This window comes from Escherichia sp. MOD1-EC5495, from assembly GCF_002965965.1.
Taxonomy (GTDB): Bacteria; Pseudomonadota; Gammaproteobacteria; order Enterobacterales; family Enterobacteriaceae; genus Escherichia; species Escherichia ruysiae.
On sequence record NZ_PTRI01000006.1, the window covers coordinates 49,163 to 72,952 of the forward strand.

Genomic DNA, 23,790 nt, shown 5'->3' on the forward strand with positions numbered 1-23,790 from the left:
GCAGATCACAAACACTAAAAAAATAAACGTTTATAACCGCCAGGTTATTTCACTATTCGCTGACATCTTTAGGCGTAACACTATTGACAGGTAAATTTTGTGCAATAAGAAAGCGATAAATCGCCGCCCCCACACAGGCTCCAATGACCGGAGCAATAATGGGTACAATAAAATAAGGAATATTGCGTCCGCCAGTCATTGCAATTTCCCCCCAACCAGCAAGCCAGGTGAAAATTTTTGGCCCAAAATCACGCGCTGGATTCATGGCAAAACCGGTTAATGGTCCGGTAGAAGCACCAATAACTGCAACCAGAATACCAATAAGTAAAGGCGCAAGCGGTCCTTTGGGTACGCCATTACCGTCATCGGTCAACGCCATAATCACCCCCATTAACATGGACGTTATGACCACTTCAACCAATGCAGCCTGCCATACATTTATCGCCGCTGCCGGGTAAGTACTGAAGATACTGGCGAGTTGTAAACTTTCTGCACTACCACGAACCATATTGTGAGCAGATTCAAAATCGGCAAACAAATTGCTGTATAAAAAATATGCCAGAACCGCACCACCAAAGGCTCCCGCTAATTGTGCCACACAAAATGGCAGCACTTTACGACCAGGAAAAGCGGCAAACAACCACAGAGCAATAGTAACCGCCGGGTTAAGATGAGCACCGGAAATGCCTGCCGTAAGGTAAACAGCAAGTGAAATACCTAACCCCCAAATAATACAAATTTCCCACAGTCCCAGACTTGCACCGGCAAGTTTTAGGGCGCACAAACAACCAATGCCAAAAAAGAGGAACAGTCCGGTGCCCAAAAACTCGGCAATGCATTGCGCCTTGAGTGAATCATTCATAGTGACACCTTTTTCACAGAGTTTTTTCTTTATCAGCCAACAATGCGCTGATTGTTGTGTATATCGAACGCAACTATAAAAATTGCGCTGAAAAAAATATTGCCAACATGCATACCAGATTCATGGAAAAATCGTGTTGCTATAGCAAATTATTGTCATCGCCATAGCATTCACCACAGCAATCATCACTATTGTAGTTATGAATATCGCTAAACTGACACAATAAAAAATTGCCATACCTGCATAATAAAATTTAAACAAATATCACAGTTAATTTTAGCAAACCAAACTCGACGAAATATTATTTCAAATTAAAAGCGCCGTCTCAATGCAATTAATTCACATCAAACCATGCCAAAAACAACCAATAAATGAATAACATATATTCTCTGAAAGCAATTTTATAACATTTGCCCTCTATTAATTTTTCTCATTAGCGATTAAGTCAGCCATTCTTTTTCCTCGCTTTTTTTTATAGTCATATCGTCAAAAAATCCAGGCGAGGTCTTTATGCAACAAGAAGCGTTAGGAATGGTAGAAACCAAAGGATTAACTGCCGCCATAGAGGCCGCAGACGCCATGGTGAAGTCGGCAAATGTATTGCTGGTCGGCTACGAAAAAATTGGTTCCGGGCTGGTGACCGTCATCGTTCGTGGTGATGTCGGGGCGGTTAAAGCGGCAACAGATGCAGGTGCCGCCGCTGCGCGTAATGTCGGCGAAGTGAAAGCCGTACACGTTATCCCCCGCCCACATACCGATGTCGAGAAAATCTTACCAAAGGGAATTAACCCATGAGCAGCAATGAACTGGTCGAACAGATCATGGCGCAGGTCATCGCCCGCGTAGCGACACCGGAGCATGAGGTTCTCCCGGAAACCAATCATCAAACACGAGAGACGGCTATGGCAGAAAAAAGCTGCACATTAACGGAATTTGTTGGCACCGCTATTGGCGACACGGTAGGTCTGGTCATTGCGAACGTTGATAGCGCCCTATTGGACGCGATGAAACTTGAAAAACGCTATCGTTCCATTGGCATTCTGGGCGCACGTATTGGTGCAGGGCCACACATTATGGCCGCTGATGAAGCAGTAAAAGCCACCAACACCGAAGTTATTAGCATTGAACTTCCTCGCGATACCAAAGGCGGTGCCGGACACGGCTCATTAATCCTCTTAGGTGGCAATGATGTTTCCGATGTGAAACGCGGTATTGAAGTTGCGCTGAAAGAGCTTGACCGGACTTTTGGCGACGTCTACGCCAACGAAGCCGGGCATCTTGAACTGCAATATACCGCCCGCGCCAGCTATGCACTGGAAAAAGCGTTTGGCGCTCCATTGGGACGGGCTTGTGGCGTTATTGTCGGCGCTCCGGCTGCTGTGGGTGTTCTGATGGCCGACACCGCGCTGAAGTCCGCCAATGTGGATGTCGTGGCATACAGCTCCCCTGCTCATGGCACCAGCTACAGCAATGAAGTCATTCTGATTATCTCGGGTGACTCCGGCGCAGTCCGCCAGGCGGTCATCTCCGCACGCGAAATCGGTAAAACCGTACTTTCGACTCTCGGCGATACACCGAAAAACGATCGCCCTTCCTACATCTGAATTCCCTGAGGCAGATTCATGAGATCGAAAAGATTTGAAGCACTGGCAAAACGCCCGGTCAACCAGGACGGTTTCGTTAAAGAGTGGATTGAAGAAGGCTTCATTGCGATGGAAAGCCCGAACGATCCTAAACCGTCAATCAAAATTGTTAACGGCGTCGTGACCGAACTAGATGGAAAACCCGCCAGCCAGTTTGACCTGATCGACCACTTTATCGCTCGCTACGGTATCAATCTCGCGCGCGCTGAAGAAGTCATCGCGATGGATTCGGTCAAACTTGCCAATATGTTGTGCGATCCAAATGTCAAACGTAGCGATATTGTTCCCCTGACCACCGCGATGACGCCCGCCAAAATCGTCGAAGTGGTTTCACAGATGAACGTGGTAGAGATGATGATGGCGATGCAGAAAATGCGCGCCCGTCGAACACCATCGCAACAGGCTCACGTCACCAACATCAAAGATAATCCGGTACAAATTGCTGCCGATGCGGCTGAAGGCGCATGGCGCGGATTTGACGAACAGGAAACCACCGTTGCCGTTGCTCGCTATGCACCGTTCAACGCCATCGCTCTGCTGGTCGGTTCACAGGTGGGACGCCCAGGCGTATTGACCCAGTGTTCACTGGAGGAAGCCACCGAACTGAAACTCGGTATGTTAGGCCATACCTGCTACGCCGAAACGATTTCTGTCTACGGCACGGAACCTGTTTTCACCGACGGCGACGATACACCGTGGTCAAAAGGATTTCTCGCGTCATCTTATGCTTCTCGCGGCTTAAAAATGCGCTTTACTTCCGGCTCCGGCTCTGAAGTGCAGATGGGCTACGCTGAAGGCAAATCAATGCTTTATCTCGAGGCTCGTTGCATTTACATCACCAAAGCTGCTGGCGTTCAGGGTCTACAGAATGGTTCCGTAAGCTGCATCGGCGTTCCATCGGCAGTGCCGTCAGGCATCCGCGCAGTACTGGCGGAAAACTTAATTTGTTCATCGCTGGATCTGGAATGCGCCTCCAGTAATGACCAGACCTTTACCCACTCAGATATGCGCCGTACCGCACGTTTTCTGATGCAGTTTCTGCCGGGCACCGACTTTATCTCTTCCGGTTTTTCCGCTGTGCCGAACTACGACAACATGTTTGCCGGTTCAAACGAAGATGCCGAAGACTTCGATGATTACAACGTCATTCAACGTGACCTGAAGGTTGATGGTGGCCTGCGACCGGTGCGCGAAGAAGATGTTATCGCTATCCGCAATAAAGCCGCACGTGCTTTACAGGCTGTCTTTGCCGGTATGGGATTACCGCCTATCACCGATGAAGAGGTCGAAGCGGCAACCTATGCCCACGGTTCGATAGATATGCCAGAGCGCAACATCGTGGAAGACATCAAGTTCGCCCAGGAAATTATCAATAAAAACCGTAACAGCCTGGAAGTGGTGAAAGCCCTGGCACAAGGCGGTTTCACCGATGTCGCCCAGGACATGCTCAACATGCAAAAAGCGAAACTGACCGGCGACTATCTCCATACCTCAGCCATTATCGTCGATGACGGACAAGTGCTCTCTGCGGTCAATGACGTCAATGATTACGCCGGACCGGCTACGGGTTATCGCCTGCAAGGGGAACGCTGGGAAGAGATCAAAAATATTCCCGGTGCACTTGATCCCAACGAAATTGACTAAGGGTGAGAAATGGAAATTAACGAAAAATTACTACGTCAGATAATCGAAGACGTGCTGGCAGAAATGCAAACCAGCGATAAGTCCGTTTCATTTCGCGCACCGGTCTCTTCCGCGCCGGATAACGAAAGTTTTCTGACCGAAATTGGCGAAGCCCAACAAGGCACTCAGCAAGATGAAGTCATTATCGCTGTAGGTCCGGCGTTTGGTCTGGCGCAGACCGTCAATATTATCGGCATTCCGCATAAAAACATATTGCGCGAGGTGATTGCCGGTATCGAAGAAGAAGGTATTAAAGCCCGTGTGATTCGCTGCTTTAAATCGTCTGATGTCGCCTTCGTGGCGGTTGAAGGCGATCGTCTTAGCGGTTCCGGCATTGCTATTGGTATTCAGTCGAAAGGCACCACGGTTATCCACCAGCAAGGTCTTCCTCCTTTGTCTAACCTGGAACTTTTCCCACAAGCACCTTTGTTGACGCTGGAAACGTATCGCCAGATTGGCAAAAACGCCGCGCGTTATGCGAAGCGCGAGTCTCCACAACCTGTTCCGACCCTCAATGATCAAATGGCACGACCGAAATACCAGGCCAAATCTGCCATTTTGCATATTAAAGAGACTAAGTACGTGGTCACTGGCAAAAAACCGCAAGAACTGCGCGTGACGTTTTAACAAAGGAAACCTTCATGAATACCGATGCAATTGAGTCGATGGTCAGGGACGTGTTGAACCGAATGAACAGTCTCCAGGATACAGCCCCTGTCTCTGCGCCATCCCACTCATCAACACTGAACGCCAAAGTGAGTGATTACCCGCTGGCAAATAAACATCCAGAATGGGTCAAAACGGCGACGAATAAAACGCTCGACGATTTCACTCTGGAAAATGTACTCAGCGATAAAGTCACCGCCCAGGACATGCGCATAACCCCGGAAACGTTGCGTATTCAGGCCGCGATTGCCAGAGATGCTGGACGCGATCGCCTGGCGATGAATTTTGAACGCGCCGCCGAGCTTACCTCAGTGCCGGATGATCGCATCCTCGAAATCTACAATGCGTTACGCCCTTATCGTTCGACTAAGCAAGAACTCATTGCCATTGCCGACGATCTTGAACGTCGTTATCAGGCCAAAATTTGTGCCGCATTTGTCCGTGAAGCTGCGGAACTCTATGTCGAGCGTAAAAAACTGAAAGGCAACGATTAAGGACGAACTATGCGATATATAGCAGGCATTGATATCGGCAACTCATCCACAGAGGTTGCGCTGGCAACGCTCAATGCGTCTGGCGAAATGTCGTTCGTGAGCAGCGCCCTGGCAGAAACCACCGGGATCAAAGGTACGTTGCGTAACGTACACGGCATTCAGGAGGCGCTCGCACAGGCAACGAAAAAAGTCGGCATCAATGTCAGCGATATTTCGCTTATTCGTATCAACGAAGCAACCCCGGTCATTGGCGATGTGGCGATGGAAACCATTACGGAAACCATTATCACTGAATCAACCATGATCGGTCACAACCCGAAAACTCCAGGCGGAGTGGGGCTGGGTGTAGGACTCACCATCACTCCGCAAGAGTTGTTAACACGCCCGGCGGACACACCGTACATTCTGGTCGTGTCATCGGCATTTGATTTTGCCGATATCGCAACCATGATAAATTCCTCAGTGCGTGCCGGATATCAGCTAACGGGCGTTATTCTGCAACGCGACGATGGTGTGCTGGTCAGTAACCGACTGGAAATCCCTTTACCCATTGTTGATGAAGTCCTCTACATCGATCGTATTCCGCTCGGCATGTTAGCTGCTATTGAAGTCGCCGTTCCCGGGAAAGTTATCGAAACCCTGTCTAACCCATATGGGATCGCCACCGTTTTCGCCCTCAATGCTGAAGAGACTAAAAATATCGTTCCTGTCGCACGGGCGCTAATCGGCAACCGTTCAGCAGTGGTCGTGAAAACACCTTCTGGCGACGTTAAAGCCCGTTCGATACCCGCCGGAAATATCGAATTGCTTTCTGCCGGGCGCACAATTCGGGTTGATGTTGCTGCCGGGGCCGATGCCATTATGAAAGCGGTCGGTGAATGCCCAAAACTGGAAAATGTGACGGGCGAACCGGGCACCAACATCGGCGGAATGCTGGAACATGTTCGCCAGACCATGGCGGAGCTGACCAATAAACCCAGCAACGAAATTTTTATTCAGGATTTATTAGCGATAGATACATCAGTTCCCGTCAGCGTAACCGGTGGTCTGGCAGGCGAATTTTCACTGGAACAGGCAGTGGGTATCGCCTCTATGGTGAAATCCGACCGTCTGCAAATGGCGATGATCGCCAGTGAAATTAAGCAAAAACTGCACGTTGATGTTCAGGTCGGAGGCGCAGAAGCAGAGGCAGCCATTCAGGGAGCCTTAACTACCCCAGGAACCATGCGTCCCTTAGCCATTCTGGACTTAGGCGCAGGTTCTACCGATGCCTCCATCATCAATCAAAAAGGGGAAATGATTGCCACTCACCTTGCGGGAGCGGGCGACATGGTGACGATGATTATCGCCAGGGAACTGGGCTTAAATGATCGCTATCTGGCAGAAGAGATCAAAAAAAACCCACTGGCAAAAGTTGAAAGCCTGTTCCACTTACGCCACGAAGACGGCAACGTTCAGTTCTTCCCTACCCCACTATCCCCCCAGGTATTTGCCCGTGTTTGTGTGGTGAAACCAGACGAACTGGTGCCCATTCCCGGTGATATAACGCTGGAAAAAGTGCGAACCATTCGTCGCAGTGCAAAAGAGCGGGTCTTCGTAACAAATGCCCTGCGCGCACTACGTCAGGTAAGTCCTGGTGGAAATATTCGCGACATTCCGTTCGTCGTACTGGTGGGCGGCTCTTCACTGGATTTCGAAGTCCCGCAGTTAGTCACCGATGCGTTGGCACATTATCGACTGGTCGCCGGGCGGGGGAATATCCGTGGTAGCGAGGGGCCGCGCAATGCGGTAGCTACCGGGCTACTCATCTCCTGGCACAAGGAGTCGGTTCATGGAAAGTAAAGAACGTGCACCAGCCATTGTCGTCATAGTAATCGGTGACTGTATCAGTACATGGAATGAGGTGCTTCTTGGCATTGAAGAGGAAGGTATTCCCTTTCGCATTCAACACATTCCATCAGGTGAAATCATCGATAGCGCCTGGCAGGCTGCTCGCCAGTCTCCCCTGTTGGTTGGCATAGCCTGTGACCGGGAAAAACTGATTGTGCATTACAAAAACTTACCGGCATCAGCGCCACTGTTTACGCTGATGCATCAACAAGATAACCATACCCGGCGCAGCACCGGCAATAACGCAGCCCGGCTGGTCAAAGGGATTCCCTTCAAGGAATACCACTCATAATCCACAGGAGAAACACCGTATGAATAACGCACTGGGACTGGTTGAAACAAAAGGGTTAGTCGGCGCGATTGAAGCCGCAGACGCCATGGTTAAATCCGCCAACGTACAACTGGTCGGCTATGAAAAGATTGGTTCAGGTCTGATCACAGTGATGGTGCGCGGCGATGTTGGCGCAGTAAAAGCCGCCGTTGACGCGGGGAGCGCCGCCGCAAGCGCCGTTGGCGAAGTGAAGTCCTGCCATGTCATCCCTCGGCCGCACAGCGATGTTGAGGCCATTTTACCAAAATCTGCATAACCCCATTCGCTAAGGAGCACAGCGTGAAGCAATCACTGGGATTACTTGAAGTCAGTGGTCTGGCACTCGCCATCAGTTGCGCGGATGTTATGGCAAAAGCCGCGTCCATCACGCTGGTTGGCCTTGAGAAGACCAATGGCTCAGGCTGGACGGTTATCAAAATCACCGGTGACGTCGCCTCGGTTAATGCAGCGATCGAGACGGGTGCCAGTTTCGCCGGGCAGAGAAATGGTCTTGTCGCGCACAAAGTGATTGCCCGTCCAGGCGAGGGAATACTGTCCCGCACAACAGAAGCACTGAATGTAAGGGTTGAAGCAAGCGAAACACCAGCAGCAACAGTCACCTCAGAAAGTATCAGTTGTAATTTGTGTCTTGATCCGGCGTGTCAACGGCAAAAAGGTGAGCCACGTTCACTTTGCCTCCACTCCGATAAGCGAGAGGAGTAACAATGGACAAACAAACCTTGCAAGAAACAGTGAGCCAGGTTCTGGATGAGATGCGCGAACGCCCTATCCCTCTGGGCGTCTCCAGTCGTCATATTCACCTTTCAACTGCGGATTATGTACGCCTTTTTCCTGAACAACCGATCAGCGAGAAAAAACCGTTATTGCAACCAGGTCAGTTCGCTGCTGAACAAGTTGTTACGCTGGTGGGACCAAAAGGCAAATTGCACAACGTTCGTTTGTTGGGACCACTACGCAATGCAAGCCAGGTGGAAATTTCCCGGACTGATGCCAGAACGTTGGGGATCACCGCTCCGCTACGCATGTCTGGCGATCTCAACGGCACACCGGGGATTCGTCTGATAAGTCCGTTTGCAGAACTGGAAATCGCTTCTGGCGTTATTGTCGCGCAACGGCATATTCATATGTCTCCGCTCGATGCCCTGATTTATGGCGTTACGCAAGGCGATAAAGTGGCGGTCGCCATTGAAGGTGATGAGCGACGACTGATATTTGATAACGTCGCTGTTCGCGTCTCACCGGATATGCGTCTTGAAATGCATATTGATACCGACGAAGCCAACGCTGCAGGCGCTGATAATCCTGACGTTTTTGCCATGCTGGTGTCGCTGCCATGAATCATGTGCTGATGCAACGCATTGTTGACGAAGTGATTTTTCGCCTGAAACAACGTGCGGAAAAGACACTCACGCTCACCGTTTCGCAACTGCGAGAAGCCAGCGTTCACAAGATAGTTCATCAGTATGCATCGTTACATATTCGATACGTCGATCTGCCGTTGTTGCGACAGCTTGCGGAGAACAATACGTCAGACGAGGCAGTAATCCACCTTCACGAGGCGTTAGCATGGGGAATGCACATTCAATTATCGTTGCAGCATCATTTCCTGAACGCCATCAAGTTGAAAAATCTCGCCCGTCTACCGCTAACCTGGTGCGACGAACAAGGAAAACCAATCCACCTTCATCGTGGTCGACTTTTAAGTTATGCCGACGTAGCACCGTTATGCGCGGGGATACTGGTACTACAGCGGAAATGTTGTGTGACCGCACTTGCGCGTGACGCGGCAATTACCCGAAACATTCAGTTAATCAGGCAGGAGTAACTCATGCATCTGGCTCGAGTCACTGGCGCGGTGGTATCCACGCAAAAATCACCTTCTCTTATCGGGAAAAAACTGCTGTTGGTTCGTCGGGTCAGTGCTGACGGCGAATTGCCTCTCACACCGTTAACCGGCGACGAAGTTGCCGTTGATTCAGTCGGCGCAGGCGTTGGTGAACTGGTACTCCTCAGCAGCGGCTCCAGCGCCAGACATGTTTTTTCCGACCCCAACGAAGCCATTGATCTGGCAGTGGTCGGCATTGTCGATACGCTTTCACGCTAAGGACTTTAACGATGGCGATTTATACCCGAACAGGTGATTCAGGAAGTACATCTCTATTTACCGGACAGCGTGTCAGTAAAACTCATCGACGTGTCGAAGCCTATGGCACGCTGGATGAACTGAACGCGACGCTCAGTCTGTGTTATTGCGCCACCTCCATCGAAAGCCATCGCATCTTCCTGGAAGCCATTCAGCAACAAATATTTTGGTTTAGCGCCGAACTCGCCAGTGAAAGCGAACAGCCGTCAGCGCAGCAGCGTTACATCGGAACAGAAGAAATTGCCGCGCTGGAAAAAGCGATCGATAGCGCAATGAACGCTGTCCCTCCAGTTCACAACTTCATTTTGCCTGGTCGTTGTGAAGCCGCGAGCCGTATGCATGTCGCCCGCACGGTGGCCCGGCGGGCTGAAAGACGTCTGGTTGAACTGACAACGGAAACCACCGTCCGCCATGTTTTGTTGCACTATATCAACCGACTTTCCGATTGCCTGTATGCCCTCGCCCGCGTGGAAGACAACGTTGCTCATCAAAACCTGATGATTCAGGAAATCACAAAACGTTATCACGAAGCCAACCACACTCCAGCATTAAAGGAACGCACGATGTCGCTCACTTTTCAGGATCTTCACCAGCTCATTCGTAGCGCGGCAATACGCGCGGATGAACTACATATTCCCGTTGTCATCAGCATTGTTGATGCCAACGGGACAGAAAGTGTTACCTGGCGGATGCCCGATGCCCTGCTGGTCAGCAGTGAACTGGCACCGAAAAAAGCCTGGACCGCCGTGGCGATGAAAACGGCAACACACAAACTTGCTGACGCCGTACAACCCGGAGCGCCGCTTTACGGACTCGAAAGCCATATGCAAGGCAAAGTCGTCACTTTTGGTGGCGGTTTTCCCCTCTGGCGTGACGGAATATTGCTTGGGGGACTTGGCATCAGCGGTGGTAGCGTTGAACAAGATATGGATATTGCACAAGCCGCAATGGCAGCAATTAACGCAGGAGCAAACCTATGAATACGACTGAATTAGAAATGATTATCCGCAACATCCTGCGCGAACAACTGATGCCCAGTACGTCACAAGTGCAAAGACATGGGATTTTCCAGACTGTCGATGAGGCCGTCTGCGCGGCACACCTGGCCTTTTTGCGCTTTCAACAGTGTCCGCTTAAAACCCGCAGCGCCATTATCAGCGCCATTCGCGAAGAATTAACGCCCCGCCTTACCGAACTGGCAGAAGAAAGCGCCAGCGAAACGGGGATGGGAAATAAAGAAGATAAGTATCTGAAAAACAAAGCGGCACTTGATAACACGCCAGGAATTGAAGATTTAACCACCACTGCACTAACCGGTGATGGAGGCATGGTTTTATTTGAATACTCTCCATTTGGTGTTATTGGCTCGGTCACGCCGAGTACCAATCCCACGGAAACCGTCATTAATAACAGCATCAGCATGTTGGCAGCAGGCAATAGCGTCTACTTCAGTCCTCATCCGGGAGCCAAAAACGTATCGCTGAAACTCATTGCCATAATCGAAGACATCGCGTTTCGCTGTAGTGGCATTCATAACCTGATCGTTACCGTATCTGAACCGACCTTTACAGCCACCGAACAGATGATGGCGCACCCTAAAATCAGCGTTCTGGCGATTACCGGCGGTCCGGGTATCGTCGCCATGGGAATGAAAAGTGGCAAGAAAGTGATTGGTGCCGGTGCGGGTAACCCGCCGTGTATTGTCGATGAAACGGCGGATATTGTGAAAGCCGCCGAAGACATCATCAACGGCGCTTCTTTTGATTACAACCTACCGTGCATCGCTGAAAAAAGCCTGATTGTCGTGGCGTCAGTGGCAGAGTATTTAATTCAACAGATGCAAAGTTTTGGCGCCCTTCTTCTTAACCATGAGCAAACTGAAAAATTGCGCGCCGTTTGTCTGCCAGATGGTGTCGCCAATAAAAAACTAGTCGGCAAAAGTCCATGCCATCTTCTGGAAGCGGCTGGAATTCCTCTACCGCAGAAAACGCCACGATTACTGATTGCCGTTGTTGACGCCGATGATAACTGGGTTACCTGTGAACAACTGATGCCGATGCTACCCATTGTGAAAGTCAGCGATTTTGACAGCGCCCTCACCCTGGCGCTGAAAGTCGAAGACGGTTTGCACCACACGGCAATTATGCACTCGCAGAACGTCTCACGACTCAACCTTGCTGCACGCGTTATGCAAACCTCAATCTTTGTCAAAAACGGTCCCTCCTGGGCTGGTATTGGCGTTGGCGGCGAAAGCTTTACGACCTTCACCATTGCTACACCGACCGGAGAAGGGACAACGTCAGCACGGACTTTTGCCCGCTCACGACGCTGCGTGTTAACCAGTGGCTTTTCCATTCGCTAGAGAAACGGAAATGAATACTTTTTCATTGCAGACGCGTTTATACAGTGGATCGGGAAGTCTTAAAGTCCTTAGCCGTTTCACCAATAAGCACATCTGGATTATTTGCGATGCCTTCCTGGCAAGTTCGCCATTGATTGACACGCTGCGCCAGTCGCTGCCTGATAGCAACCACATCAGTATTTTTAGCGAAATAACGCCCGACCCAACTATCCAGACCGTGGTAAAAGGCATTGCACAAATGCAGACTTTACGCCCGGATGTAGTTATCGGTTTTGGCGGCGGCTCTGCACTGGACGCCGCAAAAGCGATTGTCTGGTTTAGTCGCCAGTGTGCTATTGAGATTGAAACCTGCGTTGCTATTCCCACCACCAGCGGCACCGGTTCGGAAGTGACCAGCGCCTGTGTCATCAGCGATCCCGATAAAGGGATTAAATATCCTCTTTTCGATAATGCGCTTTATCCGGATATAGCGGTCCTCGATCCCTCGCTGGTCGTCAGTGTGCCAGCCGCGATAACTGCCAATACCGGAATGGATGTTTTAACCCATGCCCTTGAAGCTTATGTTTCTCCCCGTGCCAGTGACTTCACGGATGCACTGGCCGAAAAAGCAGTGCAAATTGTTTTTCAATACCTGCCCACGGCAGTGAATAAAGGCGATTGTCTTGCCACTCGCGGCAAAATGCACAATGCCTCGACGCTTGCAGGAATGGCCTTTAGCCAGGCCGGACTGGGGTTAAATCATGCAATTGCCCATCAACTCGGCGGGCAGTTTCATCTGCCACACGGCCTGGCGAATGCACTCCTGCTCACGACGGTTATTCGTTTTAATGCTGGCGATCCGCGTGCTGCCAAACGCTATGCCCGGCTGGCGAAAACGTGTCATTTATGCCCGGACAATGCCAATGACACTGCCAGCCTGAATGCACTTATTCAACATATTGAACAGCTAAAAAAAGCCTGTTCAATGCCGACTCTCGCCAAGGCACTGAAAGAAAAAAAAGCAGAATGGTCATCACGTATTCCAGATATGGTTCGGGCTACGCTGGCGGATGCCACACTGCGTACCAATCCACGAGCGGCTGATGCCATCGTTATAGCAGAACTGCTTGAGGAGTTGTTATGAACGGCGAGTTAATGTCCTTTGACGAACAGACGATCCGCGAGCGAGTACAGGCAGCAGGCGTCGTGGGTGCTGGTGGCGCAGGCTTTCCAACACATATTAAGCTGCAGGCGCAGGTTGACACTTTCCTGGTGAATGCGGCGGAATGTGAACCAATGTTGAAAGTAGATCAACAGTTAATGGCACAGCAAGCCAGCCGCCTGCTTCGCGGTGTTCACTATGCGATGAAAGCCACCGGAGCCAGTAGCGGAATTATCGCGCTGAAAGAGAAGTATCAACCAGCAATAAACGCACTCACATCATTGCTTCCGACGGATATCCGCCTGCATATTTTGCCCGACGTTTACCCCGCAGGAGACGAAGTGCTGACCATCTGGATGGCAACAGGTCGCCGCGTTCCTCCCGCTGCGTTACCCGTTAGCGTCGGTGTGGTGGTCAATAATGTGCAAACCGTACTGAATATTGCCAGAGCCGTTGAACAACAGTATCCGGTGACGCGACGCACGCTTACTGTTAATGGTGCAGTGGCTAAACCAATAACAGTGACCGTGCCCATCGGGATGTCTTTACGCGAAGTACTGGCGCTGGCGGGCGGCGCAACAGTGGATAATCCTGGTTTTATCAATGGCGGTCCGATGATGGGTAGTTTGATCACATCGCTCGACACGCCAGTCAGCAAAACCACTGGCGGCTTGCTGGTTTTACCCAATTCTCATTCACTCATCCAACGTCGAATGCAGGATGACCGTAGCGTACTTGCCGTCGCGAAAACCGTTTGTGAGCAATGCCGCTTATGTACCGATCTCTGCCCACGTCATTTAATTGGTCACGAACTGTCGCCACATTTGTTAGTACGTGCGGTTAACTATCAACAGCTCGCTACGCCACAACTGTTACTGACAGCTCTCACCTGTTCGGAGTGCAACGTCTGTGCCAGCGTCGCCTGTCCGGTAGGTATTTCGCCGATGCGCATAAACCGCCTGCTTAAGCAGGAATTACGCGCCCAAAATCTCCGCTACGAAGGTGCCTTAAATCCTGAGGATGTCATGGCAAATTATCGGCTGATCCCAGTAAAACGGCTAGTAACCAGACTGGGATTAACCCCGTGGTATCAGGATGCGCCATTGTCTGAACAAGTGCCTCAGCCCGAAAAAGTGACACTATTGTTACGCCAGCATATCGGTGCCAGCGCAATTGCATGTGTACAAAAAGGCGATCGCGTCGTTCGTGGGCAATGTGTAGGCCAAATTCCACACGGCACATTAGGTGCCCCTATTCATGCCAGTATTGATGGCACGATCAGTGATGTGACAGAAAACGCTATTACGGTTGTGAGAGGTTAACCATGTCGAAAGCGGTAGGTATTTTAGAACTTAGCAGTATCGCGAAAGGGATGGAAACCGGCGATGCCATGCTGAAAAGCGCCAATGTTGAGTTACTGGTCAGCAAAACGCTATGCCCTGGGAAATTTCTGCTGATGCTTGGTGGCGATGTCGGTGCGGTGCAACAGGCTATCAACAGCGGCGCTTCCCTTGCAGGTGAAATGCTGGTCGACAGTCTGATCCTCCCTAATATTCACCCCAGTATCCTTCCCGCAATCAGCGGACTGAACCATGTTGAACAGCGTCAGGCTGTCGGTGTGGTCGAAACCTGGAGTGTGGCAGCCTGCATTGATGCTGCCGATTGTGCTGTTAAAGCTGCGAATGTCACTCTCGTTCGCGTGCATATGGCTTTTGGCATTGGGGGGAAATGCTACATGGTGGTTGCTGGCGATATTTCAGATGTTAATAACGCGGTCTCTGTCGCCAGCGAGCGCGCAGGTGAAAAAGGGTTGCTGGTCTATCGCTCGGTGATTGCCCGTCCGCATGAAGCCATGTGGCGTCAGATGGTGGAGGGATAATGACAACTCTGCACACAACTGAACGGATGATTCAGGAATATGTCCCTGGTAAGCAGGTCACGCTGGCTCATGTCATTGCTAATCCAGGGAAGGATCTGTTTAAGAAATTAGGTTTACCAGATACCGTTTCCGCCATTGGCATTCTGACGATTACCCCCAGCGAAGCGTCTATTATCGCGTGCGATATCGCTACAAAGTCAGGAGCAGTAGAAATTGGTTTTCTTGATCGTTTCACTGGTGCCGTAGTACTGACTGGCGATGTTTCAGCTATCGAATATGCACTTAATCAGGTTACCCGCACGCTGGGTGAAATGATGCATTTTACCGCCTGCCCCATTACACGGACCTGACGTTATGCAACGTATGATACTTATCGGTCCCAGTCAGTGCGGAAAAACGTCACTCACGCAATGTCTGCGCGGAGAAGATCTTCAGTATCAGAAAACGCAAGCAATCGTCTGGTCACCGGCCACTATTGACACACCAGGCGAATACCTCGAAAACCGCAGCCTTTACAGCGCACTGCTGGTCAGCGCCTGCGAAGCGGACATTATCGCGCTGGTGCTAAATGCGGACGCACCGTGGTCACCTTTTTCGCCAGGTTTTACCATGTCAATGAATCGCCCGGTCATTGGGATAGTAACCAAAGCGGATTTAGCCAGCGTGGCACAACTATCTTTGGTGAAATGTTGGTTACGGGAAGCTGGAGCGCGCAACGTGTTAGTGACCAGTGCGATTAATAACATCGGAGTTGCAGAACTTTTTGCCTTGCTGCATACAAAAGAAGGCTGTCGCTAATTTCGATATGTTATCAGATGGGAATGATGACTTTTGATACACAGAAAAGAGTCAATGAATAATGAGGGTTGCCGGGCAACCCTCATCAAATAAAGCAGAAATTACTTTGCTTCGCCGTTTTTCATTTCACCCATAGCTTTCAGCTTTTTAGAGATATCGCGGCGTTCTTTGGAAAGCTCTGCATTTTTGATGATGTAATCGTCAACGCGATCTTCATAGTCACCTTTCATGCTGGCGATGATGCCCTGGATTGCTTCTACGCTCATACCAGGCTTAATGTAATCGCTCAGGTTGTCCAGCAGCAGGACACGCTTCTGGTTGTCACGGATCTTTTTCTCAACGTCCTGGATTTCACGTTGCAGTTTGTTCTTACGGCGGAACAGACGAACAAATTCCAGTACGTCCTGGAATGAAGGCTTGGTAGTTTCCATTTTTATACCCCTGATAATGTGAGAGTCGGATTCGTTTAAGCAACCGCTATTCGTTAGGGCCAACATTACTCATAGCTGCCGCAGATGACAATGCTTTTATCCCTTTTCACTATCATACCCTTTATCCTTGCTGAATCGAAGCAGCTGCAAGATGATTCTGAAGTTCAGGAATTATTTGCGCAAGGCCCGGCAAATCAGATTCGATAGCAACTCAAGTTGATGTGCCGTTTCCATGTTCAGCCACACATAGCCATAAATCGGTGTTTCCACGACCTTCAGCTCATGGTGGTTATCGAGCAACTGGCGCAACTCTTCCACAGCATCGTTCAATTTTTCCGTATTGGCAAAAACCGGCTGAGGATTACCTTCGTACAGCGCATGAACAAGGCTCAGCACTATTTGCTGCATCATGTGCTGTGTATCACGCAGTTTTTGCGCGTTCAATAACACGAAATGGCTGGGGCGTGTGGCCCAGTAAGCATTGATTTGCAGCTCCAGCATACAAACCAGATTACGGTTAATAGTCTGGATACCTTCATATATCGATTTTGGAATACGGGTTTCTTTGCTGGCAGGCGCAATCAGCCCACGCATTTTCACGGCATCGGTCAGGAGTTTTTGCAGATGGCTTTCCAGACGTGGGCGTTCAAGTAAGTTCGGTGAGAATGCAGATTGATAGACCCGATTATACTCGGTCAGACTTTTCGCCAGTTGAATGCGCCAGTGGATGAACGCCCGTTGCGGCCAGATACCGGTAAACAGCATTGCCAGTAAAGAGCCGAGGATCACATCGCCACTTCGCCATAACGCCGTATCAATTTCACCTGTTGGGGAACCAACAACAATTGCCAGCGTCACACCAATCAATAAGCCTTGATACGGTTTCTTGCCGAGTGCCAGCCAGCCACAAAGAAACATGGCAGCCGCGCACCAGACTAACATCAGCGGTAAAGAGATTAACTCCAGTCGCAGAGCAATAAGACCTAAAATCGAGCCAAACACCGTACCGCCAATACGTTCAAACGCACGAGGGACGACGTTACCCCAGAACGAAATTGGTCCCATGATCACTACCATAGTGACCAACGGCCAGGTGCTTTCCGGGATAGTAAACAGGCGAATGATGAGAAAGGTGAGCAAGAACGCCAGCGCAACCCGAGTACCATGAACAATGCGGTAATGACGGTAGACTCGAATTTCGAACGGGCTTAAGGACTTATCGGCACGCACGCGGGCACTCCGTGTAAGAGGGAAAAAACGATCATAATGCAATCTGACAAACCAGGTGCAATAACGCTATGTAACAACTCTGTCCGGCAAACCGGGAATAGCGGACGTTCCCGGTTTGGTTGTCAGAAAACTGAAGACGGATCTTACTCTTTTACATAACGAAAAACAGCGTGGCAATCAGGTTAACCTCTGACCCGACGTCATTTATCAGCGCCGTTTTGGCTGCACCGCGACATACATTTCGATATCCCAATAACCATCTTGCGCGCCATTGTTCAGATAAACCTCAAAGCAGGGATTTGGTAACATTTCGTAAGCACTGTCCTGCAAGAGGCTGTTAAAGAACTGATACCAGGGTTTCGCAAAATCATCACCCACTACGCGAGCTACCGCCACCGCATACTGACCACCCGAAATTTCTGTCAGGATGACGCCCTCACTGTTTTCGGGAAGTGTGAAATTATCTGCCACCGAAACTACGGTGTCACAACGTAACTTTTCGGCAGGTGTTTCATCTGGATTATCGTAATAGACCGCCACCCACTCCTTCGGAACAATATTTTTGTTATCAACCCACATCATCAACTGCTCAAAACCTTGCTTTACTGTTTGTTCCCACGGGCCAACGAGATGGAAACCTGCAACGGTACGTTTATCTTCCTGCTTAATCTCGTAGTTCATGACGCCTCCACTTATACTGGTTTTATATACAGTATGCTTTGTAATATAAAAACCACAAGGAATGAGTGTTGATTATGCGAGCAGACTCGCACTCCTGCCAGTCTGCGGCGTAAGAAAGGTCAGACTTTATGCTCGAAATAATCACTCAGCCGGGAAAACACACCGCCTTTCCCGACAGATTCCAGGGTGACCAACGGCCAGTGCGCCACCTGTTTATCGCGGTCATAAAGTTCAATTTCCCCTACCCGCTTATGGGCGCTAATTGGCGCGGTCAGTTCTTTACCATCAAGGGTATATTTTGCTTTGATATTAGGAATCTCCGCTTTTGGCAGCACCATCCAGAACTCTTGTTCCGTTCCCAGAGCGATGTTTTCTTTATCGCCATACCAGATTCGTTCTGTGCCAACCTTTTTCCCCCGGTGCAAAATTTGCACCGTAGTAAAGTTCTGTTGCCCCCAACGCAGCAGCTTCCTTGCTTCTTCTTCGCGGCCTTTTGCGCTGTCAGCCCCCATCACCACCGCAATGAGACGACGCTGACCATCCACCGCCGAAGCAATGAGATTAAACCCGGCACCGGAAGTATGTCCGGTTTTCAGGCCGTCAACATTCATGGTTTTATCCCACAATAATCCGTTACGGTTTTGCTGGGTGATACCGTTCCAGGTGAGGCTTTTTTCGCTGTACATATGATAAAACTCAGGCTCGCCGTGGATGATAGCGCGAGAAAGCACGGCTAAATCATAGGCCGAACTGTGCTGACCGGGTGCATCCAGACCATGCACTGTTTCAAAATGCGTATCCTGAAGATGCAACTTCTCAGCATAATTGTTCATCATATCGACAAACTGCCGTTGCCCACCGGCAATATAATCAGCCAGTGCAACACAAGCGTCATTTCCGGAGTCCACAATTAAACCACGGCTTAAATCACGTACCGATACGCGATCGCCCTCTTTCAAAAACATCAGTGAAGACCCGACAAATACCGGATTATCTTTCGCCCACGCATCGCGTCCTACAGTGACAATATCGTCTGGCGTAATGCGATGGCTATCGATTGCACGATCAACAACATAGCCAGTCATCAGCTTAGTCAGGCTGGCAGGATTGCGTTGTTGATGCTCATTACCCGCCGTGAGGATCTGACCGGTTGTGTAATCCATCAAGACCCATGACCCTGCATGAATCTCTGGAGGCTGGGGTGAAAAGGGAATATTTTCCGCCGCAAAACCAGACGATAAATTAAAAACGAACAAAGAAGCAGCAATAATAAGACGGCGTTTCAACAGCAAATCCTCAGGAGTTTCAAATAGCAGTTCTTTTTACGGAAATCCTGATGAACTGGCTGGAATAAAGTGCAAGAAAATGTGACAGTTATCTCATTTTTAATCTGACATTATCAGTTGCCACTCTCTGCCAAATTGTCGCTCTAAAGCTGATTAGCACGGTGATATTTGATACTCTGACACACAGCAGAAATAACGGATTTAACCTAATGATGAATGACGGTAAGCAACAATCTACCTTTTTGTTTCACGATTATGAAACCTTTGGCACGCACCCTGCGTTAGATCGCCCTGCGCAGTTCGCTGCCATTCGCACCGATAGCGAATTCAATATCATCGGCGAACCAGAGGTTTTTTATTGCAAGCCTGCGGATGATTATTTACCCCAGCCAGGAGCAGTATTAATCACTGGTATTACCCCGCAGGAAGCGCGGGCGAAAGGAGAAAACGAAGCCGCGTTTGCCGCTCGCATTCATTCGCTTTTTACCGTCCCGAAGACCTGTATTCTGGGCTACAACAATGTACGTTTCGATGACGAAGTCACACGCAACGTTTTTTATCGTAATTTCTACGATCCCTACGCCTGGAGTTGGCAGCATGACAACTCTCGCTGGGATCTGCTGGACGTCATGCGTGCCTGTTATGCCCTGCGTCCAGAGGGGATTAACTGGCCTGAAAATGATGACGGTCTACCGAGTTTTCGCCTTGAACATTTAACCAAAGCGAATGGTATTGAACATAGCAACGCCCACGATGCGATGGCTGATGTGTACGCCACTATTGCGATGGCAAAACTGGTAAAAACGCGTCAGCCACGCCTGTTTGATTATCTCTACAGCCATCGCAACAAGCACAAATTGATGGCGTTGATTGATGTGCCACAGATGAAACCACTGGTACACGTTTCCGGTATGTTTGGTGCATGGCGCGGCAATACCAGTTGGGTTGCGCCGCTGGCATGGCATCCTGAAAATCGTAATGCCGTGATTATGGTGGATTTAGCAGGAGATATTTCGCCATTACTGGAACTGGATAGCGACACGCTGCGCGAGCGCCTGTATACCGCGAAAGCCGATCTGGGCGATAACACCGCCGTTCCGGTTAAGCTGGTGCATATTAATAAATGTCCGGTATTAGCACAGGCGAATACGCTTCGCCCGGAAGATGCCGATCGGCTGGGCATTAATCGCCAGCATTGTCTCGATAACCTGAAAATTCTGCGTGAAAATCCGCAAGTGCGTGAAAAAGTGGTGGCGATCTTTGCTGAAGCCGAACCATTTACGCCTTCAGATAACGTGGATGCCCAGCTTTATAACGGCTTTTTCAGCGACGCCGATCGTGCAGCAATGAAAATTGTACTGGAAACCGAGCCGCGTAATTTACCAGCACTGGATATCACCTTTGTCGATAAACGCATTGAGAAACTGTTGTTCAATTATCGTGCGCGTAACTTCCCAGGAACGCTGGACTACGCCGAACAGCAACGCTGGCTGGAGCACCGTCGCCAGGTCTTCACGCCAGAGTTTTTGCAAGATTATGCTGATGAATTGCAAATGCTGGCACAACAATATGCCGATGATAAAGAGAAAGTGTCGCTGTTAAAGGCGCTTTGGCAGTACGCGGAAGAGATCGTCTGAAAAGAAAAAACCGGAGCGATAAACTCCGGTTTTTAGTGAATTACCGGATGGTTATGCCATCCGGCTTGATAGGATTATGCAACGTCTTCGTACTGCGGAACCGGATTGCGGAAGCTCTTCGTCACGCAAGCCAGGTAAATCAGACCGATTGCCGCCCAGATCAGACCCAGAACCATTGAGCTTTCTTCCAGGTTAACCCACAGCGCACCTACAGTCAGAGCACCACACATCGGCAGGAACAGATACTGGAAGTGATCTTTCAGCGTTTTGTTACGCTTCTCACGGATCCAGAACTGCGAAATGACCGACAGGTTAACGAAGGTAAATGCTACCAGCGCACCAAAGTTAATCAGCGCCGTTGCCATTACCAGGTCAAAGTTGATTGCCAGCAGAGCAATCGCGCCAACCAGGATAATGTTCATTGCCGGGGTACGCCATTTCGGGTGTACATAACCGAAGAAGCTTTTCGGGAACACGCCGTCACGACCCATTACGTACATCAGACGCGCTACGCCTGCGTGCGCCGCCATACCGGACGCCAGTACGGTAATGGTGGAGAAGATCAGCGCGCCAACCTGGAACGCTTTACCCGCAACGTACAGCATGATTTCAGGCTGTGACGCATCCGGATCTTTAAAGCGAGAGATATCCGGGAAGTACAGCTGCAGGAAGTAAGTTGCAAAGATGAAGATCATGCCGCCGATCAGCGCGGTCAGGAAAATCGCACGCGGGATCACGCGCTCTGCATCTTTGGTTTCTTCCGACAGGTTGCTGATGCCGTCAAAACCTGTAAAGGAGAAGCACAGGATCGTCGCACCGGTAATCATTGGGATAACATGCGCATCGCCAGACCAGAACGGACGGGTGCTCGCCAGCGTACCAGCGCCTTCACCTTCAAATACGCCGTAAACTACCATGCCCAGAATCACCGCGATCAGCACAACCTGCAACACTACGATTACCGTGTTGAAGTTCGCTACGGATTTCAGACTACGCAGGTTAAAGGCGGTCATAAAGGCCACCAGCGCCACCACAAACATCCACGATGGGATGGAAGGCACCAGGGCTTCAAAATAGATTTTCGCCAACAGAATGTTGATCATCGGCGCGAACAAATAGTCGAGCAGAGAAGACCAACCCACCATAAAGCCAACGGTCGGGCTAATGGATTTCTGGGCGTAAGTGTATGCAGAGCCAGCAGAAGGATAGCGGCGAACCAGCTTCCCGTAGCTCAGAGCCGTAAACAGGATCGCAATTAATGCGAACGCATAGGCTGTCGGCACATGACCATCCGTGAGGCCTGAAACGATACCAAAAGTATCAAACAGCGTCATCGGCTGCATATAGGCAAGACCCATCATTACAACCGGAACTAACGTAAGCGTTTTACGCAATTCCACGCGAGAGGTGTTTGGAGTAACGTTATGCGACATGGTCATTCTCCTTTACGGTGATAACCGTCGCGTAAGCAAAAAATTGCCCCATTTTTTTGGATTCCTCAGCGACAACAACTGTCGATTTTTAGTAAATATCTATCCGGTACGAAGCCCGGCCTCTTGGTATGAATGATTGGTTTGAAGCAAAAAATAACCGACGCGGATAAAACGTCGGTTTTTAGTCATTTTTTGACAGCGGCGCATTGTGCCTAAATGGGGGGTAAATGACAAGAGAATGAGAGGCTTGTCATAAAATTTTTTATTTAAATGGCTGATTTTCCGTCATCAGATTTTGCATAAACTCCAGCAATCGCACTATTTGCTAAAATCTCATCCCGCCACCATGCGCTGGCAAGCCCTGCGGTCTGTTCGTTCCAGCCAATCCAGACCGGTTCAAAAAGAGTCTGGGCGACCACTTTCTTTTCAATTAACGCGCCACTATCGAGAAAACGTTGCGCCAGATAGCGGGGTAAATAGCCACAACCAAGACCGCTGATTTGTAGCTCCAGCTTGGTTTTAAAATCGAATACGGTTATGGCTTCTTGTTCGTCGAGTATTTGCGAGGCTGTGGACGCGGCTGCCTGTGCCGTGTCGCCTACCACTATTGCCCGGTATCGTTTAATAATTCGTCGGTTTAACGGTTCTTCTTCCAGTGCTAAAGGATGATGGGGTGCCACAGCGAAAACTTGCTCCAGATCACCCAGACGAGAAAAGCCAAATTCGCTGGAGGACGGCGGCTCATGCATCGCGCCGACAATAATATCCGCCCTCCCCTGGGTCAGCGCCTCCCAGGAACCACCGAGCACGCCATTGATAAACTTCAGGCGCGTCACGCTGTGATGTTGATAAAAGATTTCAATGAGCGGCGCAAGCAGAGAAAAAGGAAACGTATCATCTACCCCAATCACCAGCTCGTTTTCCCAGCCTTCATGAAGTTTGATCGCCTGTTTTTCCAGTTCATGAACAGTGTGGAGTATTTCTCGCCCTTTCTCTAATAGCATTTTTCCGGTACGGGTGAATTTAGCGCGGTGACCGCTGCGATCGAGTAATTGAATATTAAGGTCGCTTTCCAGCTTGTGAACGGTATAACTCAGAGCGGACGGCGTCTTGTAGAGTTTGGCCGACGCCGCCGCAAAACTGCCTTCCTTTTCTAAGGCATCAAGGATCATCAACACATCCAGCAGTGGTTTCATACAC

28 protein-coding genes are annotated in these 23,790 nt (G+C 50.0%); 20 read left to right on the top strand and 8 right to left on the bottom strand.

Features of this window, described 5'->3' with window-relative positions:
• Nucleotides 1-52 precede the first annotated feature (52 nt).
• The gene (gene pduF / locus BEG40_RS06385; RefSeq protein ID WP_105285082.1) at nucleotides 53-862 is read right to left on the bottom strand and encodes a propanediol diffusion facilitator PduF; all 810 of its coding nucleotides are present in this window, start codon (nucleotides 860-862) and stop codon (nucleotides 53-55) included.
• A 510-nt stretch (nucleotides 863-1,372) separates the two neighbouring features.
• Between pduF and pduA the strand changes: the two genes are divergently transcribed.
• Genes pduA through BEG40_RS06480 form a run of 19 tightly spaced genes read left to right on the top strand, consistent with a single transcriptional unit; the run spans nucleotide 1,373 to nucleotide 15,892 of the window.
• On the top strand, nucleotides 1,373-1,657 hold the full coding sequence (gene pduA, locus BEG40_RS06390) for a propanediol utilization microcompartment protein PduA (RefSeq protein ID WP_001183614.1): 285 nt from the start codon (nucleotides 1,373-1,375) through the stop codon (nucleotides 1,655-1,657).
• Nucleotides 1,654-2,466, top strand: coding sequence for a propanediol utilization microcompartment protein PduB (gene pduB / locus BEG40_RS06395; protein ID WP_000097476.1), 813 nt, complete (start codon nucleotides 1,654-1,656; stop codon nucleotides 2,464-2,466). The genes pduA and pduB overlap by 4 nt, the downstream gene beginning before the upstream one ends.
• An 18-nt stretch (nucleotides 2,467-2,484) precedes the next feature.
• On the top strand, nucleotides 2,485-4,149 hold the full coding sequence (gene pduC, locus BEG40_RS06400; protein ID WP_001256908.1) for a propanediol dehydratase large subunit PduC: 1,665 nt from the start codon (nucleotides 2,485-2,487) through the stop codon (nucleotides 4,147-4,149).
• A 9-nt stretch (nucleotides 4,150-4,158) separates the two neighbouring features.
• Nucleotides 4,159-4,815, top strand: coding sequence for a propanediol/glycerol family dehydratase medium subunit (locus BEG40_RS06405; RefSeq protein WP_000405042.1), 657 nt, complete (start codon nucleotides 4,159-4,161; stop codon nucleotides 4,813-4,815).
• Nucleotides 4,816-4,829: 14 nt separating this feature from the next.
• The gene (gene pduE / locus BEG40_RS06410; RefSeq protein WP_001090589.1) at nucleotides 4,830-5,348 is read left to right on the top strand and encodes a propanediol dehydratase small subunit PduE; all 519 of its coding nucleotides are present in this window, start codon (nucleotides 4,830-4,832) and stop codon (nucleotides 5,346-5,348) included.
• Between the two features lie 9 nt (nucleotides 5,349-5,357).
• On the top strand, nucleotides 5,358-7,190 hold the full coding sequence (locus BEG40_RS06415) for a diol dehydratase reactivase subunit alpha (protein WP_105285083.1): 1,833 nt from the start codon (nucleotides 5,358-5,360) through the stop codon (nucleotides 7,188-7,190).
• Nucleotides 7,180-7,530, top strand: coding sequence for a glycerol dehydratase reactivase beta/small subunit family protein (locus tag BEG40_RS06420; protein WP_000444011.1), 351 nt, complete (start codon nucleotides 7,180-7,182; stop codon nucleotides 7,528-7,530). The genes BEG40_RS06415 and BEG40_RS06420 overlap by 11 nt, the downstream gene beginning before the upstream one ends.
• A gap of 19 nt (nucleotides 7,531-7,549) precedes the next feature.
• Nucleotides 7,550-7,825: a propanediol utilization microcompartment protein PduJ gene (gene pduJ, locus BEG40_RS06425; protein ID WP_001057752.1), complete on the top strand. Its 276-nt coding sequence runs from the start codon at nucleotides 7,550-7,552 to the stop codon at nucleotides 7,823-7,825.
• Nucleotides 7,822-8,271 (top strand): BMC domain-containing protein, encoded by a 450-nt coding sequence (locus BEG40_RS06430; RefSeq protein WP_123058223.1) that lies wholly within the window; start codon nucleotides 7,822-7,824, stop codon nucleotides 8,269-8,271. Before pduJ ends, BEG40_RS06430 begins: the two co-directional genes overlap by 4 nt.
• A 2-nt stretch (nucleotides 8,272-8,273) precedes the next feature.
• Nucleotides 8,274-8,906 (top strand): phosphate propanoyltransferase, encoded by a 633-nt coding sequence (locus tag BEG40_RS06435; RefSeq protein ID WP_000361048.1) that lies wholly within the window; start codon nucleotides 8,274-8,276, stop codon nucleotides 8,904-8,906.
• Nucleotides 8,903-9,394, top strand: coding sequence for a microcompartment protein PduM (gene pduM / locus BEG40_RS06440; RefSeq protein ID WP_105285084.1), 492 nt, complete (start codon nucleotides 8,903-8,905; stop codon nucleotides 9,392-9,394). The genes BEG40_RS06435 and pduM overlap by 4 nt, the downstream gene beginning before the upstream one ends.
• A 3-nt stretch (nucleotides 9,395-9,397) precedes the next feature.
• On the top strand, nucleotides 9,398-9,673 hold the full coding sequence (locus BEG40_RS06445) for a EutN/CcmL family microcompartment protein (protein WP_105285085.1): 276 nt from the start codon (nucleotides 9,398-9,400) through the stop codon (nucleotides 9,671-9,673).
• 11 nt (nucleotides 9,674-9,684) lie between these two features.
• Nucleotides 9,685-10,692: a two-domain cob(I)yrinic acid a,c-diamide adenosyltransferase PduO gene (gene pduO, locus BEG40_RS06450; protein ID WP_105285086.1), complete on the top strand. Its 1,008-nt coding sequence runs from the start codon at nucleotides 9,685-9,687 to the stop codon at nucleotides 10,690-10,692.
• Complete coding sequence (gene pduP / locus BEG40_RS06455) at nucleotides 10,689-12,074, top strand: CoA-acylating propionaldehyde dehydrogenase PduP (RefSeq protein WP_105285087.1); 1,386 nt, start codon at nucleotides 10,689-10,691, stop codon at nucleotides 12,072-12,074. The genes pduO and pduP overlap by 4 nt, the downstream gene beginning before the upstream one ends.
• 10 nt (nucleotides 12,075-12,084) lie before the next feature.
• Entirely contained in the window at nucleotides 12,085-13,197 is a 1,113-nt protein-coding gene (locus BEG40_RS06460; protein ID WP_001091472.1) for a 1-propanol dehydrogenase PduQ, read from the top strand.
• Nucleotides 13,194-14,537: a 4Fe-4S dicluster domain-containing protein gene (locus BEG40_RS06465; RefSeq protein WP_105285088.1), complete on the top strand. Its 1,344-nt coding sequence runs from the start codon at nucleotides 13,194-13,196 to the stop codon at nucleotides 14,535-14,537. Before BEG40_RS06460 ends, BEG40_RS06465 begins: the two co-directional genes overlap by 4 nt.
• Before the next feature lie 2 nt (nucleotides 14,538-14,539).
• Nucleotides 14,540-15,094 carry a propanediol utilization microcompartment protein PduT gene (gene pduT, locus BEG40_RS06470; RefSeq protein ID WP_105285089.1) on the top strand — a complete coding sequence of 185 codons (555 nt, stop codon included), beginning with the start codon at nucleotides 14,540-14,542 and terminating at the stop codon, nucleotides 15,092-15,094.
• Entirely contained in the window at nucleotides 15,094-15,444 is a 351-nt protein-coding gene (pduU, locus tag BEG40_RS06475) for a propanediol utilization microcompartment protein PduU (RefSeq protein ID WP_000209216.1), read from the top strand. The genes pduT and pduU overlap by 1 nt, the downstream gene beginning before the upstream one ends.
• A gap of 4 nt (nucleotides 15,445-15,448) precedes the next feature.
• Nucleotides 15,449-15,892 (top strand): EutP/PduV family microcompartment system protein, encoded by a 444-nt coding sequence (locus tag BEG40_RS06480; protein ID WP_105285090.1) that lies wholly within the window; start codon nucleotides 15,449-15,451, stop codon nucleotides 15,890-15,892.
• Nucleotides 15,893-15,993: 101 nt separating this feature from the next.
• Here the strand turns inward: BEG40_RS06480 and BEG40_RS06485 are convergent, their stop codons facing one another.
• The 4 genes from BEG40_RS06485 to dacD form a co-directional block, all read right to left on the bottom strand.
• Nucleotides 15,994-16,323, bottom strand: coding sequence for a DUF496 family protein (locus tag BEG40_RS06485; RefSeq protein ID WP_000450409.1), 330 nt, complete (start codon nucleotides 16,321-16,323; stop codon nucleotides 15,994-15,996).
• Between the two features lie 171 nt (nucleotides 16,324-16,494).
• Entirely contained in the window at nucleotides 16,495-17,553 is a 1,059-nt protein-coding gene (locus BEG40_RS06490) for an FUSC family protein (RefSeq protein WP_001200874.1), read from the bottom strand.
• A gap of 207 nt (nucleotides 17,554-17,760) precedes the next feature.
• Nucleotides 17,761-18,234: a DNA gyrase inhibitor SbmC gene (gene sbmC, locus BEG40_RS06495; protein ID WP_105285091.1), complete on the bottom strand. Its 474-nt coding sequence runs from the start codon at nucleotides 18,232-18,234 to the stop codon at nucleotides 17,761-17,763.
• Between the two features lie 119 nt (nucleotides 18,235-18,353).
• Complete coding sequence (gene dacD, locus BEG40_RS06500; protein ID WP_105285092.1) at nucleotides 18,354-19,520, bottom strand: serine-type D-Ala-D-Ala carboxypeptidase DacD; 1,167 nt, start codon at nucleotides 19,518-19,520, stop codon at nucleotides 18,354-18,356.
• Nucleotides 19,521-19,729: 209 nt separating this feature from the next.
• Between dacD and sbcB the strand changes: the two genes are divergently transcribed.
• Nucleotides 19,730-21,157, top strand: a complete 1,428-nt coding sequence (gene sbcB / locus BEG40_RS06505; RefSeq protein ID WP_105285093.1) for an exodeoxyribonuclease I — start codon at nucleotides 19,730-19,732, stop codon at nucleotides 21,155-21,157.
• 74 nt (nucleotides 21,158-21,231) lie between these two features.
• Here sbcB and plaP read toward each other — a convergent pair whose 3' ends face one another.
• From plaP to BEG40_RS06520, 3 genes are all read right to left on the bottom strand, one after another.
• Nucleotides 21,232-22,590, bottom strand: coding sequence for a putrescine/proton symporter PlaP (plaP, locus tag BEG40_RS06510; protein ID WP_000019197.1), 1,359 nt, complete (start codon nucleotides 22,588-22,590; stop codon nucleotides 21,232-21,234).
• Nucleotides 22,580-22,642 carry a membrane protein YoeI gene (gene yoeI / locus BEG40_RS06515; protein ID WP_010723108.1) on the bottom strand — a complete coding sequence of 21 codons (63 nt, stop codon included), beginning with the start codon at nucleotides 22,640-22,642 and terminating at the stop codon, nucleotides 22,580-22,582. Before yoeI ends, plaP begins: the two co-directional genes overlap by 11 nt.
• A 214-nt stretch (nucleotides 22,643-22,856) precedes the next feature.
• Nucleotides 22,857-23,786 carry a LysR substrate-binding domain-containing protein gene (locus BEG40_RS06520; RefSeq protein WP_105285094.1) on the bottom strand — a complete coding sequence of 310 codons (930 nt, stop codon included), beginning with the start codon at nucleotides 23,784-23,786 and terminating at the stop codon, nucleotides 22,857-22,859.
• Nucleotides 23,787-23,790 lie beyond the last annotated feature (4 nt).